14 protein-coding genes are annotated in these 15,733 nt (G+C 39.5%); 9 read left to right on the forward strand and 5 right to left on the reverse strand.

What is annotated here, in order from left to right; translation table 11 throughout:
• Positions 1-16: 16 nt before the first annotated feature.
• The 3 genes from NMG86_RS13545 to NMG86_RS13555 form a co-directional block, all read right to left on the reverse strand.
• Positions 17-1,354 (reverse strand): hypothetical protein, encoded by a 1,338-nt coding sequence (locus NMG86_RS13545; protein ID WP_026786525.1) that lies wholly within the window; start codon positions 1,352-1,354, stop codon positions 17-19.
• A gap of 37 nt (positions 1,355-1,391) precedes the next feature.
• Positions 1,392-2,171, reverse strand: a complete 780-nt coding sequence (locus tag NMG86_RS13550) for a photosystem II electron transport protein, Sll1252 family (protein WP_026786524.1) — start codon at positions 2,169-2,171, stop codon at positions 1,392-1,394.
• A 64-nt stretch (positions 2,172-2,235) separates the two neighbouring features.
• Positions 2,236-2,751, reverse strand: coding sequence for a hypothetical protein (locus tag NMG86_RS13555; protein ID WP_026786523.1), 516 nt, complete (start codon positions 2,749-2,751; stop codon positions 2,236-2,238).
• Between the two features lie 278 nt (positions 2,752-3,029).
• On the opposite strand from NMG86_RS13555, the gene serA reads away from it, so the two are divergent.
• The 5 genes from serA (at position 3,030) to NMG86_RS13580 (ending at position 9,564) form a co-directional block, all read left to right on the forward strand.
• Complete coding sequence (gene serA / locus NMG86_RS13560; RefSeq protein ID WP_026797853.1) at positions 3,030-4,613, forward strand: phosphoglycerate dehydrogenase; 1,584 nt, start codon at positions 3,030-3,032, stop codon at positions 4,611-4,613.
• Positions 4,614-4,706: 93 nt separating this feature from the next.
• Positions 4,707-5,597 (forward strand): 50S ribosomal protein L11 methyltransferase, encoded by an 891-nt coding sequence (prmA, locus tag NMG86_RS13565; RefSeq protein WP_026786521.1) that lies wholly within the window; start codon positions 4,707-4,709, stop codon positions 5,595-5,597.
• A 94-nt stretch (positions 5,598-5,691) separates the two neighbouring features.
• On the forward strand, positions 5,692-6,729 hold the full coding sequence (gene fni / locus NMG86_RS13570) for a type 2 isopentenyl-diphosphate Delta-isomerase (protein WP_026797854.1): 1,038 nt from the start codon (positions 5,692-5,694) through the stop codon (positions 6,727-6,729).
• A 46-nt stretch (positions 6,730-6,775) separates the two neighbouring features.
• Complete coding sequence (sppA, locus tag NMG86_RS13575; protein ID WP_026797855.1) at positions 6,776-8,599, forward strand: signal peptide peptidase SppA; 1,824 nt, start codon at positions 6,776-6,778, stop codon at positions 8,597-8,599.
• 101 nt (positions 8,600-8,700) lie between these two features.
• Positions 8,701-9,564 carry a Tab2/Atab2 family RNA-binding protein gene (locus tag NMG86_RS13580; protein WP_026786518.1) on the forward strand — a complete coding sequence of 288 codons (864 nt, stop codon included), beginning with the start codon at positions 8,701-8,703 and terminating at the stop codon, positions 9,562-9,564.
• Between the two features lie 54 nt (positions 9,565-9,618).
• Here the strand turns inward: NMG86_RS13580 and NMG86_RS13585 are convergent, their stop codons facing one another.
• Entirely contained in the window at positions 9,619-9,780 is a 162-nt protein-coding gene (locus tag NMG86_RS13585; protein ID WP_141292963.1) for a ribbon-helix-helix protein, CopG family, read from the reverse strand.
• A 541-nt stretch (positions 9,781-10,321) separates the two neighbouring features.
• On the opposite strand from NMG86_RS13585, the gene NMG86_RS13590 reads away from it, so the two are divergent.
• Both NMG86_RS13590 and NMG86_RS13595 read left to right on the forward strand, forming a co-directional pair.
• Positions 10,322-10,984 (forward strand): Uma2 family endonuclease, encoded by a 663-nt coding sequence (locus NMG86_RS13590; RefSeq protein WP_026786517.1) that lies wholly within the window; start codon positions 10,322-10,324, stop codon positions 10,982-10,984.
• Positions 10,985-11,008: 24 nt separating this feature from the next.
• Entirely contained in the window at positions 11,009-11,680 is a 672-nt protein-coding gene (locus tag NMG86_RS13595) for a Uma2 family endonuclease (RefSeq protein ID WP_026786516.1), read from the forward strand.
• Between the two features lie 44 nt (positions 11,681-11,724).
• Here the strand turns inward: NMG86_RS13595 and NMG86_RS13600 are convergent, their stop codons facing one another.
• Entirely contained in the window at positions 11,725-13,656 is a 1,932-nt protein-coding gene (locus NMG86_RS13600) for a heavy metal translocating P-type ATPase (RefSeq protein ID WP_306439102.1), read from the reverse strand.
• Between the two features lie 247 nt (positions 13,657-13,903).
• Between NMG86_RS13600 and NMG86_RS13605 the strand changes: the two genes are divergently transcribed.
• Together NMG86_RS13605 and NMG86_RS13610 are read left to right on the forward strand one after the other, a co-directional pair.
• Complete coding sequence (locus NMG86_RS13605) at positions 13,904-14,854, forward strand: metal ABC transporter solute-binding protein, Zn/Mn family (RefSeq protein ID WP_026786514.1); 951 nt, start codon at positions 13,904-13,906, stop codon at positions 14,852-14,854.
• A gap of 19 nt (positions 14,855-14,873) precedes the next feature.
• The gene (locus NMG86_RS13610) at positions 14,874-15,668 is read left to right on the forward strand and encodes a metal ABC transporter ATP-binding protein (protein WP_081694481.1); all 795 of its coding nucleotides are present in this window, start codon (positions 14,874-14,876) and stop codon (positions 15,666-15,668) included.
• Positions 15,669-15,733 lie beyond the last annotated feature (65 nt).

The following is a 15,733-nucleotide window of genomic DNA, read 5'->3' on the forward strand; positions in this document are numbered from 1 at the left end:
GTTTCAAAATATCAAGTTAGTTCATATATAATTTATCACGAGTATGTCGTGCTGATCCTAATAATTTTTGGGCTTCTGCGCTAACTGTTGTCCCTGCGGGAACCTGTTCTAATATACTAATAATATCGGTTAATTGACCAATTAAGGAACCAATATTAGGCTCTTTAGAACGGGCTGAGGTTTGCCATTGAGCAATCTCGGCTTTTGCCTGTTTAAGTGATTCTACCGCGTCTTTTTCCGCTTCTAACCGACTTTCGGAAACTCCTAAATTTGATTGATATTCAGCTAATTTTTTCTGAGCATCCAAATAACTAGGATTATCCGTTGGAACTTGTTCTAAGCGACGAATTGCTTCTTGCCATAATTTGATTACTTGTTCCCATTGTTTGGCGGTGTGAGGGGGATTTTTAGCGGCTTTTGCAGCTTGAATTCCAAACTGCATCCCGGCATCAATTAAGGTATTTCCTTTCAGGGTTCCCGCAACAAATCCTAGTTGTTGTTGAAAATCTCGTTTAGCGGTTTCTAACTGTTTTTCAGCTAATTTTCCGGCTAAGGTTTCGGAGGAAATTTTATCTAATTGATCAATCGCTTTTTGCCAAAGGTTAATCATCTGTTGTTGTTCATTGCCCGGAGGAGTTTTAGAGAAATTGTTTTGAGATTCCTTAATTAATTGTTCGGCTTTTGTATATTCTTGATAAGCATTTTGTTCTTGAAAAATTTTAGATTCCATCCGGCCAATATTCTTTCTAGCACCTTCATATTCATCGAAGGTAAATCGCCAAACACAACCCGTAAATGAACAGTAGGCTTGAGGATAATAACCTAAAAACCAAACTGGGAGTTTATCCAGATGCTGTTGAGCTTTTCCAACTTTTTCAACTCCTAATTCAATATCAGTAATTGCCGTAGCTTGATTAATTAATTGATCGGATTGTTCTACTAAAGATACGGCTTGTCGATAGTTATAATCCATACTAATATAACTGGGAATTAATAAAATAGGGACGGTTTTTGAAACAGGAAACCGAATCATGGGATAGGGTAAATTAGCTAGAGCCACAAGTCCCACAAATCCCCCTAAAATAGCTGTACCTAAAGCCAGCTTTTGCCCAATTCCGGGTGGATGATTTGCTTTTGCAGCTTTCTGTAAAACTACTTCATCAAACTCATAAAACTGATCGGAAACTAAGTTTTTTAATTCATATAAAGTTAGAGATTCTCCCGATTGCGATCGCATTTTTTCTAAGCGTTTAAGAACAATTTTTTCTCCAACTTCCCCAACTAAATCTTTTTCAGCGCATTTTTTTAACTCGGTTTTTAAAATTTCAAAAGATTGATTATAGAGTCTTACCATTACTAATATTCTCCTTAAATTATTCAGTACAAACTGATTATTGATAGCGAGTTAATTCAACTCTATATCTTTGTTTTTTAGTAATAGCCATATCTTTAACTTCTAAACGTCCTTTTCCCCGAATGGCGATTAAATCTCCCGATTTTAATTGATAACTAGCTTGGGTAATTTCCTTCCAATTAACCCGCACATCTCCCCCATCAATTAAACTCACCATCTTACTACGAGACATTCCAAATCCAGCAGATGCGATCGCATCTAACCGCATGGAAGCCTCTACAGTTGTTAACTCTTTCTTTTTGGGTTCTCTAACTTTTAATTCCCCCGGATCAATCCGTCGTGTTTTCACCGGAACAGATCGAACTTGAGTCAGATTTAACTCTAGGAAATCCGCCAATTCTAGGGTGACAATGGTTTGGGCTCCACGCTCTCCTAAAACAATAATATCCCCGGTTTTATCTCTGACAATTCCCGTCCCTAACATCGACCCTAAAAAGTCTCGATGGGTAGCGGGATCAAAGAGAAAATTACCGGAAATTTCTAAAACAATAACGCTGACTTGAGAAGTATCAAGAGGAAGTTCAGATCGGGCAATTCCTAACCGTTGGCGTTCCGCTTGGGGATAGCCTCCCCATGGGATCATTTGTACTTCTGTTAAGCGGCTAAAGACCTTTTCAGATTCAGCTAATTCAGGGGGAGAAAGGAAATCTGTTAGGGTAATTTCCCAGGTTTTCAGGGCTTGTTCTGCCAGATCTATAACCCGTGCTATAGTATCTCGATTTTCGATACCTTTTAGGAGTTCTTCTCTTGGTAACATTAAGGGATTTTAGGTTAAGGAAGATGAAAATTTATGCTAAAATTATGATAACATTCTATTTTAATTATTCATTTTCACCAACGGTATAACCCTGAATATTTTCCGGTTCTAAGTCTCTTAAAATCCGATTAGCTTTCCGCATTAAGGTTTCCGAACCCGTGACCACGACTAAATATTTCCCAGCATTCAGGCGGTTACGGTAGGGTAAAGCATCGCCGCCACCAACAATTAATCCGACTCCACCCCCGGCCAAGATGCTCCCTAACCCCCCGGAAATTCCACCGAGAACCGCACCGATTAAATGATTTCCCAAAACTCCAGCCCAGGCAAAGGTATCTAATCCCGTAATTAAACTAAAACCAAAACCCGAAACAAATCCAAAGGGAATTAACCAAGTTGCCATTAATTTCACTTGTTTAATAGCGCTTTCATTCGGGTCAATTAAGCCAAATTCATCGGCGGTTTTATACCCTTTTCCTAAAATACTGATTTGAGGGGTCGGGACACCTTCTTTTTCTAATTCAACATAGGCTGTTTCTGCTTGAAAGCGATCGGAGAGGACGGTGACAAGATAGTTCATAATTATCGTTGAGAATAGGCAATCAATCTATTGTTAGTCTACACTTCCCCGGTGCCCATCTTTATCGCCCCCGCCCCAGCCAAGCTAAATTTTTTCCAAAAATTCTCAGTGAATATACCCATTAAGAGTTAGAATAACCTACTGCGGTATTAATACAGACCGTTAATTTGGGAGGGAGAATATAATCTAATCAAGACTCTCCTGAACTTCCCCCTAGCTGATTTTGTCGGGGGGTGATGTTTCGCTTCCAGAAAAATTGCAACCCATTTTCCTAAATCATGTCTAAGGTTCTCGTATCCGATTCTATTGATCAAGTTGGTATAGACATCCTGTCTCAAGTCGCTCAGGTGGATGTCAAAATAGGTTTACCCCCAGAAGAACTGGTGCGGATTATTCCAGAGTATGATGCTTTGATGATCCGGTCTGGAACTCGTGTAACCCAAGAAATTATTGAAGCCGCCAATAACTTAAAAATTATTGGTCGGGCGGGTGTCGGTGTGGATAATGTGGACATTCCCGCCGCTACCCGTAAAGGGATTGTTGTGGTTAATTCTCCACAAGGGAACACCATTGCCGCCGCCGAACACGCCCTGACGATGATGCTGTCCATGTCTCGCTACGTCCCCGATGCTAACCAATCGGTTAAAACTGGACAGTGGGATCGCAAAAGCTTCGTTGGTGTAGAAGTTTATAAGAAAACCCTGGGTATTGTGGGTTTGGGTAAAATTGGTTCCCATGTTGCGGCGGTGGCGAAAGCAATGGGGATGAAACTTTTGGCCTATGATCCTTTTATATCCCAAGAACGAGCGGATCAAATTGGTTGTCGGTTAGTGGACTTGGATCTGTTGATTCAGGAGTCCGATTATATTACGCTGCATATCCCCAAAACCAAAGAAACTTATCATCTGTTTAATGCGGAAGTCTTCGCTAAGATGAAGCCCACCGCCCGCCTAATTAACTGTGCTAGGGGCGGTGTGATTGATGAAACAGCCTTAGCCGATGCCCTGCGAACTGGCCAAATTGCCGGGGCTGCCTTAGATGTATTTGAAAATGAACCCCTAGAAGCCGATTCTCCTCTGCGGGAATTGGGGTCTAAAATTGTTCTGACTCCTCACCTGGGAGCCTCTACAGAAGAAGCTCAAGTCAATGTGGCGATCGATGTCGCTGAACAAATTCGGGATGTCTTACTGGGCCTGCCAGCCCGTTCTGCGGTGAATATTCCCGGGTTATATCCCGATGTCTTGGAAAAACTCAAACCCTATCTGCAACTGGCAGAAACTCTGGGTAATTTGGTCGGTCAGTTAGCCGGGGGACGGGTGGACTTCCTGGATGTGCGTTTGCAAGGGGAACTAGCCGGAACCAGTAGCCAAGCAGTGGTTGTGGCTTCTCTGAAGGGGTTACTGTCCCAAGCATTACGCGAGCGGGTGAACTATGTTAACGCAGGTATTGAAGCCAAGGAACGGGGGATCAGAGTAATTGAAACCCGTGATGCTTCGGTGACGGACTACACCGGATCACTACATTTAGAAGCTAAGGGCAGTTTAGGCACTCATTCTGTGACCGGGGCGTTATTAGGGGATCACGAAATTCGGATCACCAGTGTGGACGATTTTCCGATTAATGTTCCTCCCACCCGCTATATGTTGTTTACTCTCCACCGGGATGTACCGGGAATTATTGGTAACATTGGCTCGCTTTTGGGCAGATTTAATGTCAATATTGCCAGTATGCAAGTCGGACGCAAAATTGTTCGGGGTGAGGCTGTCATGGTTTTAAGTCTTGATGATCCTTTACCTGAAGGTATTCTTGCAGAAATTATCAAAGTGTCTGGCATCCGCGATGCCTATACTGTAACGCTTTAATCAGTTATCAGTTATCAGTGTAGAGTAATAACTGATAACTGATGACTAATAACTGATGACTGATAACTGATTACTGATAACTGATGACTGATTATGGCTAATAGCTGGTGGGAAATTAAAGTATTGTGTGATCCGATGCTAGAAGATGCGGTCTTTTGGCGCATGGAAGCGTTTGGTTGTCGGGGAACCGCGAGTCAAATTAAAAATAATTCCTGCTTGTTATCAGCTTATTTACCCGAAGAAAAAGCCCATTTACTAGATTTAGCAGCCCTGGCTTTATTGTTACGTCAAGATGCTTTGTGTTTAGAAATGCCAATTCCGGCGGTGACTTGGGATTTGATTGATGAACAGGACTGGTCAAGTAGTTGGAAACAATATTGGGAACCGACACCAATTGGCGATCGCTTTTTAGTTTATCCGGCTTGGTTAGCATTACCTGAAAATCCCGATCGTATTCTATTACGTTTAGATCCAGGGGTTGCTTTTGGAACCGGAACCCACGCCACAACTCAACTGTGTTTAGAATCTTTGGAAATGCGCTTAGGTGGAGAAAACACCCATGGGGTAATTGCAGATATTGGTTGCGGTTCTGGTATTTTATCAATTGGGGCAATTTTATTAGGAGCTTCTAAGGTTTATGCGGTGGATAATGATCCTTTAGCGACTCGTTCAACTTACGAAAATTGCGAATTAAATCAAATTTCACCCGAAAGAATTAATATTCAAGATGGCAGTATTGAGCAGGTAATTCAAGCAGTAGAGCAACCTGTAGATGGAATTGTTTGTAATATTTTAGCAGAAGTAATTATTGATTTAATTCCTCAATTTAATGCCATATCCAAGAAAAATACTTGGGCGATTTTAAGCGGGATTTTAATGGATCAAGCTAAACCAATTGCAGATGCTTTAGAACAACAGGGTTGGGTTGTTGCTACCCTCTGGCGTCGTCAAGATTGGTGTTGTTTTAATATTCGACGATCCTAATTCAGTCATCAGTCATCAGTGTAGAGACGTGCCATGGCGCGTCTGTATCAGTTATTAGTTAACTGTTCCGGTGTTCCCTAGCGCTATAACTAATATGGTATTTCCCAATCAAATTGAAAACCGCAAAGCTGATCATCTAAGAATTTGTTTAGAAGAAGATGTGCAGTTTCGACAAACAACAACGGGGTTAGAACGTTATGACTTTACCCATTGTTGTTTACCCAATTTAAACCGTAGTGAAATTGATATTACCACATCATTTTTAGGTAAAATATTAGGAGCACCCCTATTAATTTCCTCCATGACCGGAGGCACAGAACAGGCAAAATTAATTAATTGTCGGTTAGCCGCTGTGGCTGAACATTATCATATTGCCATGGGAGTCGGTTCCCAACGAGTAGCCGTGGAAAATCCCGATGTGGCTGATACCTTTGCTGTGCGATCGCTCGCCCCAAATATTTTACTTTTTGCCAATTTAGGCGCCGTTCAATTAAACTATAAATATGGTTTAGAACAGTGTTTAAAAACCATTGATTTATTAGAAGCCGATGCCTTAATTTTACACCTCAATCCTTTACAAGAATGTATTCAAACCGAAGGGGATACTAATTTTAAAGGATTATTCCATAAAATAGAACAATTATGTACCCAACTTCCGGTTCCAGTGATTGCCAAAGAAGTCGGAAATGGGATTGATGCAGTCATGGCCAAACGATTAATTGAGGCAGGAGTGGCCGCTATTGACGTGGCAGGCGCGGGGGGAACCTCCTGGGCTAAAATCGAAGGAGAACGCGCCCAAGACCCCCTACAGCGTCGTCTAGGGGAAACCTTTGCCAATTGGGGCATACCCACGGCCAACTGTATTACCAGTATTCGAGAAGTGTCTCCCGATATTCCCTTAATTGCTTCGGGGGGGTTACGCAGTGGTTTAGATGCGGCCAAAGCGATCGCCCTCGGTGCCAATTTAGCCGGGTTTGCCTGGCCATTTTTGCAAGCCGCAGCCGAATCGGAAGCAGCAGTCTATAATTTAGTAGAGATTTTAAAAGCAGAATTGATCACCGTGCTATTTTGTACAAATAACCGTACCCTAAATCATTTACAAACATCAGGAGTATTGAAACCAAAACCCTAAACCCCGCGCCGGATTAAGTTAGATTATCCCATTTATTAATAATAATATGAAAGATTTTCTCAAATTTACATTTGCCAGTTTATTAGGAAACTTAATTGGACTGGTTTTAACTACCACCCTAGGAATTGGAGGATTAATTTTCCTGGTGATTATGGTGGCAAGTCAAGATTCTGGGCCCTTAGTTAAGGATAAATCAGTATTAGTTTTTGATTTAGCATTAAGTGTAAGTGATACTGGGCCTAATCCCTCAACTTCTGAAGCCTTACAGGAACTTTTATCAGAAGATAGTCCAACTTCAATTCAGTTAAGAACCTTAGTTCAAACAATTGATCAAGCCAGTAAAGATGATAAAATTGTCGCCCTTTATTTGCAAGGAACTAATACTCCCATTTCTACAGGATTAGCTAATTTAAAAGAAATTCGCCAAGCCTTACAACGGTTTAAAGATAGCGGAAAAACTATTATTGCCTATGATATTGATTGGACAGCACCCGAATATTATTTAGCTTCCGTTGCTAATCAAGTGGTGATTAATCCCTTGGGTTCTTTAGATATTAAAGGGTTAAGTTCTCAAGTCATGTTTTTAACCGGAGCTTTAGAAAAATATGGTATTGGGGTGCAGGTGATTCGGGTGGGAAAATATAAGGCAGCCGTTGAACCATTTTTACTGAAAAAATTAAGTCCAGAAAATCGAGAACAAACTCAAAAACTATTAGGAGATTTATGGGGAGAATGGTTAAGAACCATTGCACCCAGTCGCAAAGTCACACCCCAACAGTTACAGGCATTTTCTAATACTGAAGGTATTTTATTAGCAGATACGGCTTTAAAAGGAAAATTAGTTGATCGGGTTGCTTATGGTGATGAAGTGATTACAGATTTCAAAAAAATGACCGGGGAATCCAAGGAAAAAAGTCAACAATTTCGCCAAATTAGTATTAATTCTTATTCAAGAATCCCTGAAGTTGCTGATATTAATAATGGTAATCAGAATAGTAAAAATAAGATTGCAATTGTCTATGCCGAAGGTGAAATTGTTGATGGTAGCGGAACTTCTAGCCAAATTGGAGGCGATCGGTTAGCTAAAGAATTAAGAAAATTACGATTAGATGAAAAGGTAAAAGCGGTGGTTTTACGGGTTAATAGTCCTGGGGGCAGTGCCACCGCTTCGGAAGTGATTGGGCGGGAAGTGGATCTGATCAGAAAACAGAAACCTGTAATAGTTTCTATGGGAAATTTTGCCGCTTCCGGGGGATATTGGATTGCTATGGGTGCGGATCAAATTTTTGCCCAAGCTAATACCGTGACCGGATCAATTGGGGTGTTTGGATTACTGTTTAATATTCAAGATATTGCCAGTAAAAATGGGATTACCTGGGATATTGTCAAAACCAGTAAGTTTGCAGATATTCAAACCAATAGTCGGCCGAAAAGTCCCGAAGAATTAGCTCGGTTACAAAAGGTGGTTAACTTAATTTATGATCGCTTTATTTCTAACGTAGCCACCCATCGTAAGTTATCTAAAAATCAAGTTCAAGAAATTGCTCAAGGGCGAGTTTGGTCGGGCGCACAGGCTAAACAGTTAGGGTTAGTTGATGAAATTGGCGGTTTAGATGCGGCGATCGCGGCGGCGGCAAAAAAAGCGAATTTGGGAGAGGATTGGACACTCAAAGAACCTGCTAAACCTCGGACATTAGAAGAACGAATTTTAGAGAATTTAGCCGGAGATAACCTCACAAAAATACCGACTCCCGTTGATCCCCTCACCCGTGAATTTATCAGACTTCAAGAGGAATTATTGATGATTAAAGAAATGAATGATCCGAAAGGAATTTATACCCGTTTACCGTTTAATTTAAAGATAGAATAAGTGAGTTGATCCCTGAAAAATCAATCATTAGGTGCAGCTTAACCCTAATTGCTGGTAGGATTTATTTTTAGACGTTAATTATCAACAGAATCCAGTCATTGATGAAATCAACTATTTGGGAACTCGATTTTTATAGCCGCCCCCTGCGGGACGAAGAAGGGAAAAAAGTTTGGGAAGTCTTAATCTGTGAAACCCCGCTCAATATTGAAGATAGCACCGAGACGATGTTTCGCTACACCCAATTTTGCCCTAGTAACGAAGTTAACTCTATTTGGTTAAAACAGGCGATTGAAAATGCGATCGCCACTGCCCCCACGCCCCCCTCTAGGATTCGCTTTTTCCGCCGTCCGATGGCAAATATGATTTCTAAATCCTGTAAAGAATTAGCGATTCCTGCTTCTGCAAGCCGTCGTACCTATGCCCTTTATCAATGGTTAAACCAACGCATAGAAACCTATTATCCCACCTTGGAAAATTATCAAGCGGGGGCTAATCCTTCGGTTCAATTTATGGAGTCTCAACCCCAGCCCCTTCCTGATGCTTTGCAGGGGGATAAATGGGCTTTTGTAACTTTAGAAGCCAGTGCCTTTTCCGACCTATCAGAATGGGATATTAGCTTTGGTGAAGCCTTCGGATTACCGATGGTTGGGTTAACACCAGAAACCCCAATTCCTGGGTTAATTATTTACTCCTCCCGGGCTACTCCTTTAGCGGCTTGGATGTCGGGATTAGAGTTAGCTTATTTACGATTAAATAAAGATTCCCGTCCTAATTTATTATTAGAAACTGGGGAAAATGAAAGTTGGATTTTAGCTAATTTACCCGATAGTAAAACCCAAACAGAAGCCCAAAATTTTGAACTCACCAAAGAAAAAGCCAAAAATGTACATTTTTTAGCTGTTCAATCTGACCCCAATTCTGAATCTTTTGCCGGATTTTGGTTATTACAAGAACTACAGTTCTAATTCGTAGGGTGCGTGTGCTGGGCTTACAACAACCTCGCACAAAGCCCACGCACTTCAGTCGTGGGATGTAGTGCGACCCCCTTTAGGGGGTGTGAGGGTTTTAATGTAATCCCTAAGAACTTCAGCCATTGATAATCCTTCTGATTCAGCATGACTTTTGAGACGTTCATATTCTTTCTCGTTAACATTAAACTGAATTTTCTTTTCCCTTGACATACTCTATTTAAGACTCTATTATCAGAGTATAGCAAGGATGTTCCTCGCTTATCTGGTCAGATGTTCTGACCTCCTTAAAAACAAGTTGTCAATGGCGAGAAAAAGGCAACCACTGTGATTATCCCTATTGACTACAGAAAGCTCCGAAAAATCTTGGCAGAGCCAAAGACTGTAATAGTCGTGTGCCGTCAATTGGGACGAGGTACTTGGCATTCCTCAGAGTCTCGTACTCTCCTCTAATATTGCTGTGAAGCAATTCTGGAAACAGTAGGGGGCAACTCCATGAATACCGAGCAATCGGGGCTAGACAGGAGAATCCCACGCGGTTCACCCGTGGGAGTGTCAAGCACCATCTTTAATTCTATGTTAAAATAGTATATCAGGGAACAGGGAACAGCCCCCCAAACCCCCCGTGCACGGGGGGTTTGGGGGGGAGGAAACAGGGGGGAAAATACTTCACCGTCTGGGTTCTAAGATCCGTCTGGTGTCCTAACTGCCTTGGCGGTTGCTATATATACTTTTTTTTAGTTAGGATGAAACCATGACAACTCTAGTTTCTATTCCTGAATCTGCTCAAAAAAACCAAGGTCAATCTGCTACTTGGGAGGATTATTTAGCTTATGTTAATAATCCCAATTTAGAAAAATATAATATTAGTTTTAATCAAGGCTATTTGTGGATTGATATGGGTAACGAAGGAATCAATCACGCTCGATTTAATGAATTATTAACTTTGATTTTTGGGTTTTGGTTTGCCCGTCAACCCGATCTGTTAGTTGATCTTTTAGGAGGATGTGTGATTGAAAAACCCAACCAACGGGCAGCCGCACCCGATAAAGTATTATATATTGGTGAAAATTCCCCTAAATGGCAAGAAGGAGAACCCCGCAGAATTAATTTAGAACAATGGCGAGTTCCTGATTTAGTTGGAGAAATTTCCGATACAACTTTAGCAATTGATTTAGATGAGAAAAAACAACTTTATGCTGGCTTAGGAGTTCCCGAATATTGGGTAATTGATATTAGAGGAAAACGGGCGATCGCCTTTCGTTTACAAGAGAATGGAAAGTATCAAGAAATCAATACTTCTATTGCTTTAAATGGATTGCCGATCGCTTTATTAGAATTAACCTTAGAACAATTAGAAAAAACCAATAATTTTAACGCCGCTTTCTGGTTTTCCCAACAAATTATTAATCTATAAAATCCCTAACAAAAAGATGAAACCATGACAACTTTAGTTTCTATTCCTGAATCTGCTCAAAAAACCCAAGGTCAACCTGCTACTTGGGAAGATTATTTAGCTTATGTTAATAATCCCAATTTAGAAGACTTTAATGTTAGTTTTAATCAAGGATATTTGTGGATTGATATGGGTAACGAAGGAATTAATCACTCTAATGTGAACGATTTGTTGAGTTTTTTATTATATATTTGGTTTTCTCGTGAACCTGGGATATTAGCAAACTCTTTTAGTGGATGTGTGATCGAAAAACCCAACCAACGGGCAGCCGCACCCGATAAAGTATTATATATTGGTGAAAATTCCCCCAAATGGCAAGAAGGAGAACCCCGCAGAATTAATTTAGAACAATGGCGAGTTCCTGATTTAGTTGGAGAAATTTCCGATACCACTTTAGCAATTGATTTAGATGAGAAAAAACAACTCTATGCTGGCTTAGGAGTTCCCGAATATTGGGTAATTGATATTAGAGGAAAACGAGCGATCGCCTTTCGCTTACAAGAGAATGGAAAGTATCAAGAAATCAATACTTCTATTGCTTTAAATGGATTGCCGATCGCTTTATTAGAATTAACCTTAGAGCAATTAGAAAAAACCAATAATTTTAACGCCGCCTTCTGGTTTTCCCAACAAATTGTTAATCTACAAAATCCCTAACAGAAACCGAGTTTCTTCAATAAAACAGGTTTCTGTTGGTTTCTCTAACTTTTTAATAACCGTAAACCACTTAATGTTACTAATAACATTGATCCTTCATGTCCGATTATCGCCGTGGGCATATTAATCAAACCGAAAAAATTAGATATTAATAATAATACCATAAACGAAAGGGAAAAAGCAATATTTTGTTTGATAACTCGATTAGCCCGATGACCTAATTTAATCGCTTTGAATATTTTTCCTAATTGCTCGGTCATTAACACAACATCTGCGGTTTCTAAGGCTACATCATTTCCCGCCCCACCCATGGCTATTCCCACATCAGCTAATCCTAAAGCTGGAGCATCATTAATCCCATCTCCCACCATTGCTACCCCTTGATACCGATTTTTCAATTGTCGAATAATGGTTAATTTATCCTCCGGTAATAAATTAGCATAAACCAGATCAATATTTAACTGTTTTGCCACACTATCGGCTGTTCTTTGATGATCTCCTGTTAACATTACCACTTGTTCAATGCCAAATTTTTTCAGATTTTTAATTAAGGTTTTCGCTTCTAAACGCACCGTATCCGTCACAGCAATTAATCCTAATGTTTGATGATTTTGTGTCACCCAAACCACGGTTTTACCATCGGTTTCTAAATGGTCACTAATTTCTACCAATTCAGGACTAACATAAATATTATGTTGATGAATCCACTCTAGTTTCCCTACAAAAATCTGGTTATGATTCACTTCTCCAATAATCCCTTCCCCGATTTGAGTGGCGACATTAACTGCGGCAATTCTGGGAATATTTTTTTCCAGGGCAAATTGAGAAATTGCCTGTCCGATAGGATGTTCAGAAAGTGACTCTACCGCTAGGGCAACTCCTAATAATTCTGTATCTAATATACCCGCCACCGGAATGATATCAACAATATTTAATTTTCCCGTGGTTAAGGTTCCAGTTTTATCAAATGCGATCGCATTAATTCGGCCAATTTTTTCTAATTGCGCCCCATTTTTAAATAGGATTCCATATCTTGCCCCATTTGCTATTCCTGATAATAAGGTAGGCATAATTGATGCTAATAAAGCAGAGGGAGAGGCAACCACCAAAAAAACTAAAGCCCGATAAATGGCTGTTTCCCAATTCCAACCCAGGAATACGGGCGGTAAAATGGCTAATCCTATACCTGTTACAATAATAAATTTAGTATAATTACGTTCAAATTTTTCCATAAATTGTTGAGAGGGAGATGCCTCGGTTTTAGCTTGTTTAACTAACTGAATCACCCGATGAATTAAACTACTTTCAGGAGATTGATGAACCTTTAATTGTAGTACCCCATTTTCGTTTAATGTTCCGGCAAATACTTGATCACCAATGGTTTTATCGACCGAAATTGATTCTCCCGTAATTGCAGCTTGATTAATGGAACTATTTCCAGATATAATCACCCCATCCGTCGGAATTATTTCCCCAGGCTTGACTAAAATAATATCCCCAATTTTTAATTGATTAATTGGGATTTGTTGCTCCTGTTGATCGGTAATTACCCAAGCTGTATCCGAGGTTAACTGCATTAAATTTGTGATATTGCTTTCTGTCTGTTCCATCGCTATACTTTCTAAAGCACTACTCAAAGCAAAAATTAAAATTAGGATTCCACCATCTATGATTAAAAAATAATTTTGCTTCCAAATTCCTAAAGTCGCAGTCCCCAATGCTGCTACAATCATTAATAAATCAACATCAAATTGTTTGTCGTCTACAAGCGTCGTTAACCCATCTTTAGCAATGCCATAACCCCCGATAACATAAGCAATCGGTAGGGCTAAAAATGCTAACCCTAGCCAACCTATTTGTAAGCACACCCAACCTATAAATACTAAAACAGCACAAACTATCGCCGCCATCATTTCAGAATAGTGCTGCAAAAATGCCCGCACAGAAATTAGAGAATTAGAATGTTGAGTCATCATCAGAAAATACAAAATACTTTGTTTAGCATAAACCGCGACTAAGAATTTTGTACTGTAGATTTTGGATCAGAGGTGTTCCCTGCTATATCTCTTAACCTGATCGATTTTGGAAAAGACACCGCCACTAAAATCTACCCTCCTAGTCAAAAGTTTTGAAAACGATTATCATTATAGTTAAGCCCTCAAGATCCCTATGCTGGGACTGTGTTGGGCCAATGAGGTGCAAAACTACATTGAGGACATCAAGATGAGATTGTCGGTTGAAGCCCGAATAGTAATGCTGTTATGGGTTATGAGTATAATTAGTGGTTGTAACACCATTTCCACACCAAAAAATTCAGTTGAAAATAATTCTTCTGAAGCCAAACAAATAGTAAATGAAACTGTTAATAATGCTGTTGATATTACGGTTAGTATTATGCCCCAGAAATATTTTGTGGAAAAAATTGGGGGCAAGAATGTTAAAGTGAATGTTATGATTCCTCCTGGTGTTGATTTACATAATTATGAACCCAAACCTCAACAGTTACAATCTTTGAATGATGCTAAAGCTTATATTACCACGGGGATTGCTTTTGAAACAGCTTGGATAGATAGAATTAAAGCTGCTAATCAAAAAATGTTAATTATAGATTCAACTCAAGGGATTGAGAGAATTCCAATGGTAGAACATCACCACGAAGGAGCAGAAAATTATCCCTCAGAAGAAACTTTAGACCCTCATATTTGGTTATCTCCTAAATTAGTTAAAATTCAAGCTCAAAATATTTATGATGGCTTAGTCAAAATTGACCCAAAACGCCAAGCTGAATATCAAGCCAACCTAAATAATTTTATCACAGAACTTGACCAACTGGATCAACAAATTAGTCAGAAATTAACCCCGCTCAAAAACCGTAAATTTATCGTTTTTCATCCCGCTTGGGGCTATTTTGCCAAGGATTATAACTTAGAACAGGAATCAATTGAAGTCGGGGGACAGGAACCTAGTGCAGCCGAGTTAGCTAAGTTAATTTCTGAAGCTAAACAAGAGAATATTAAGGTAATTTTTGCTCAACCAGAATTTAATCCCAGTTCTGCGGAAACCATAGCTAAAGAAATCGGGGGAAAAGTTATTTTTGTTAGTGATTTAGATGAAAATTGGTCTGATAATTTACTTCAAGTTTCTGAACTGTTATCACAAACTTTAAAACCATAAACTAATTTGATTTTTTACTATGATTTTACTTCCTAACTTTACATTTACATCCGTGAAAAATCCTCAAGAATTATCTCCAAAAAATTATCCAAAAAATGAAGTCATCCGCTTAAAAGAAGTCTGGGCGGGTTATGATTCCCAGGAACCTATTTTAGAAGATATTAATTTGACGGTTAATGAATTAGATTTTATCGGATTAATTGGCCCTAATGGGGGAGGAAAAACCACATTAATTAAAGTGCTTTTAGGACTGCTAAAACCCTTAAAAGGAGATGTAAAAATTATGGGTAATTCTGTGACTAAAGGACGGCGTTATTTGGGTTATGTCCCGCAAATTTTAGAATTTGATCGCAATTTTCCCGTCCGGGTAGATGAAGTGGTAAGAATGGGACGGTTAGGAAATCGTCATTTATTTCAACCCTATACAAAAAAAGATGAAGAAATTGTGATTCAATCTTTAGAAAAAGTCGAAATGTTAGAATTAAAAAATCGCGCCATTGGTGAACTTTCAGGGGGACAACGACAACGAGTTTTTATTGCTAGAGCTTTAGCCAGTGAACCCCAAATTTTACTCTTAGATGAACCTACGGCTAGTGTTGACCCCAAAATGTGCGCGAATATCTATGAGTTATTGTTAAAATTAAATGAATATATGACAATTGTAATGATTACCCATGATATTAATACCATGTCTTCCTATGTCAAAACCATTGGCTGTTTGAATCGACGCTTACACTATCATGGAGAACAACAAATTACCCAAAAAATGTTAGAACAAACCTACAACAAGTCATTGGAGCAGACAGGGTTGTGATATTTTGGTTGAAAGCGAAAGTTATTTTCTGCCACTCAATAGGAACGTTAGAGGGAAATTGAGGT

The sequence above is a fragment of the Planktothrix rubescens CCAP 1459/22 genome (assembly GCA_904830895.1).
Lineage (GTDB): Bacteria > Cyanobacteriota > Cyanobacteriia > Cyanobacteriales > Microcoleaceae > Planktothrix > Planktothrix agardhii.

Bases quoted from the DNA above. Each gene is read 5' to 3' on its own strand.
- NMG86_RS13550 (WP_026786524.1), bottom strand. From the start codon at position 2,171: ATGTTACCAAGAGAAGAACTCCTAAAAGGTATCGAAAATCGAGATACT.
- sppA (WP_026797855.1), top strand. From the start codon at position 6,776: ATGAAAGATTTTCTCAAATTTACATTTGCCAGTTTATTAGGAAACTTA.
- NMG86_RS13605 (WP_026786514.1), top strand. From the start codon at position 13,904: ATGAGATTGTCGGTTGAAGCCCGAATAGTAATGCTGTTATGGGTTATG.
- NMG86_RS13545 (WP_026786525.1), bottom strand. From the start codon at position 1,354: ATGGTAAGACTCTATAATCAATCTTTTGAAATTTTAAAAACCGAGTTA.
- NMG86_RS13580 (WP_026786518.1), top strand. From the start codon at position 8,701: ATGAAATCAACTATTTGGGAACTCGATTTTTATAGCCGCCCCCTGCGG.
- NMG86_RS13585 (WP_141292963.1), bottom strand. From the start codon at position 9,780: ATGTCAAGGGAAAAGAAAATTCAGTTTAATGTTAACGAGAAAGAATAT.
- NMG86_RS13590 (WP_026786517.1), top strand. From the start codon at position 10,322: ATGACAACTCTAGTTTCTATTCCTGAATCTGCTCAAAAAAACCAAGGT.
- fni (WP_026797854.1), top strand. From the start codon at position 5,692: ATGGTATTTCCCAATCAAATTGAAAACCGCAAAGCTGATCATCTAAGA.
- prmA (WP_026786521.1), top strand. From the start codon at position 4,707: ATGGCTAATAGCTGGTGGGAAATTAAAGTATTGTGTGATCCGATGCTA.
- NMG86_RS13600 (WP_306439102.1), bottom strand. From the start codon at position 13,656: ATGATGACTCAACATTCTAATTCTCTAATTTCTGTGCGGGCATTTTTG.
- serA (WP_026797853.1), top strand. From the start codon at position 3,030: ATGTCTAAGGTTCTCGTATCCGATTCTATTGATCAAGTTGGTATAGAC.
- NMG86_RS13595 (WP_026786516.1), top strand. From the start codon at position 11,009: ATGACAACTTTAGTTTCTATTCCTGAATCTGCTCAAAAAACCCAAGGT.
- NMG86_RS13555 (WP_026786523.1), bottom strand. From the start codon at position 2,751: ATGAACTATCTTGTCACCGTCCTCTCCGATCGCTTTCAAGCAGAAACA.
- NMG86_RS13610 (WP_081694481.1), top strand. From the start codon at position 14,874: ATGATTTTACTTCCTAACTTTACATTTACATCCGTGAAAAATCCTCAA.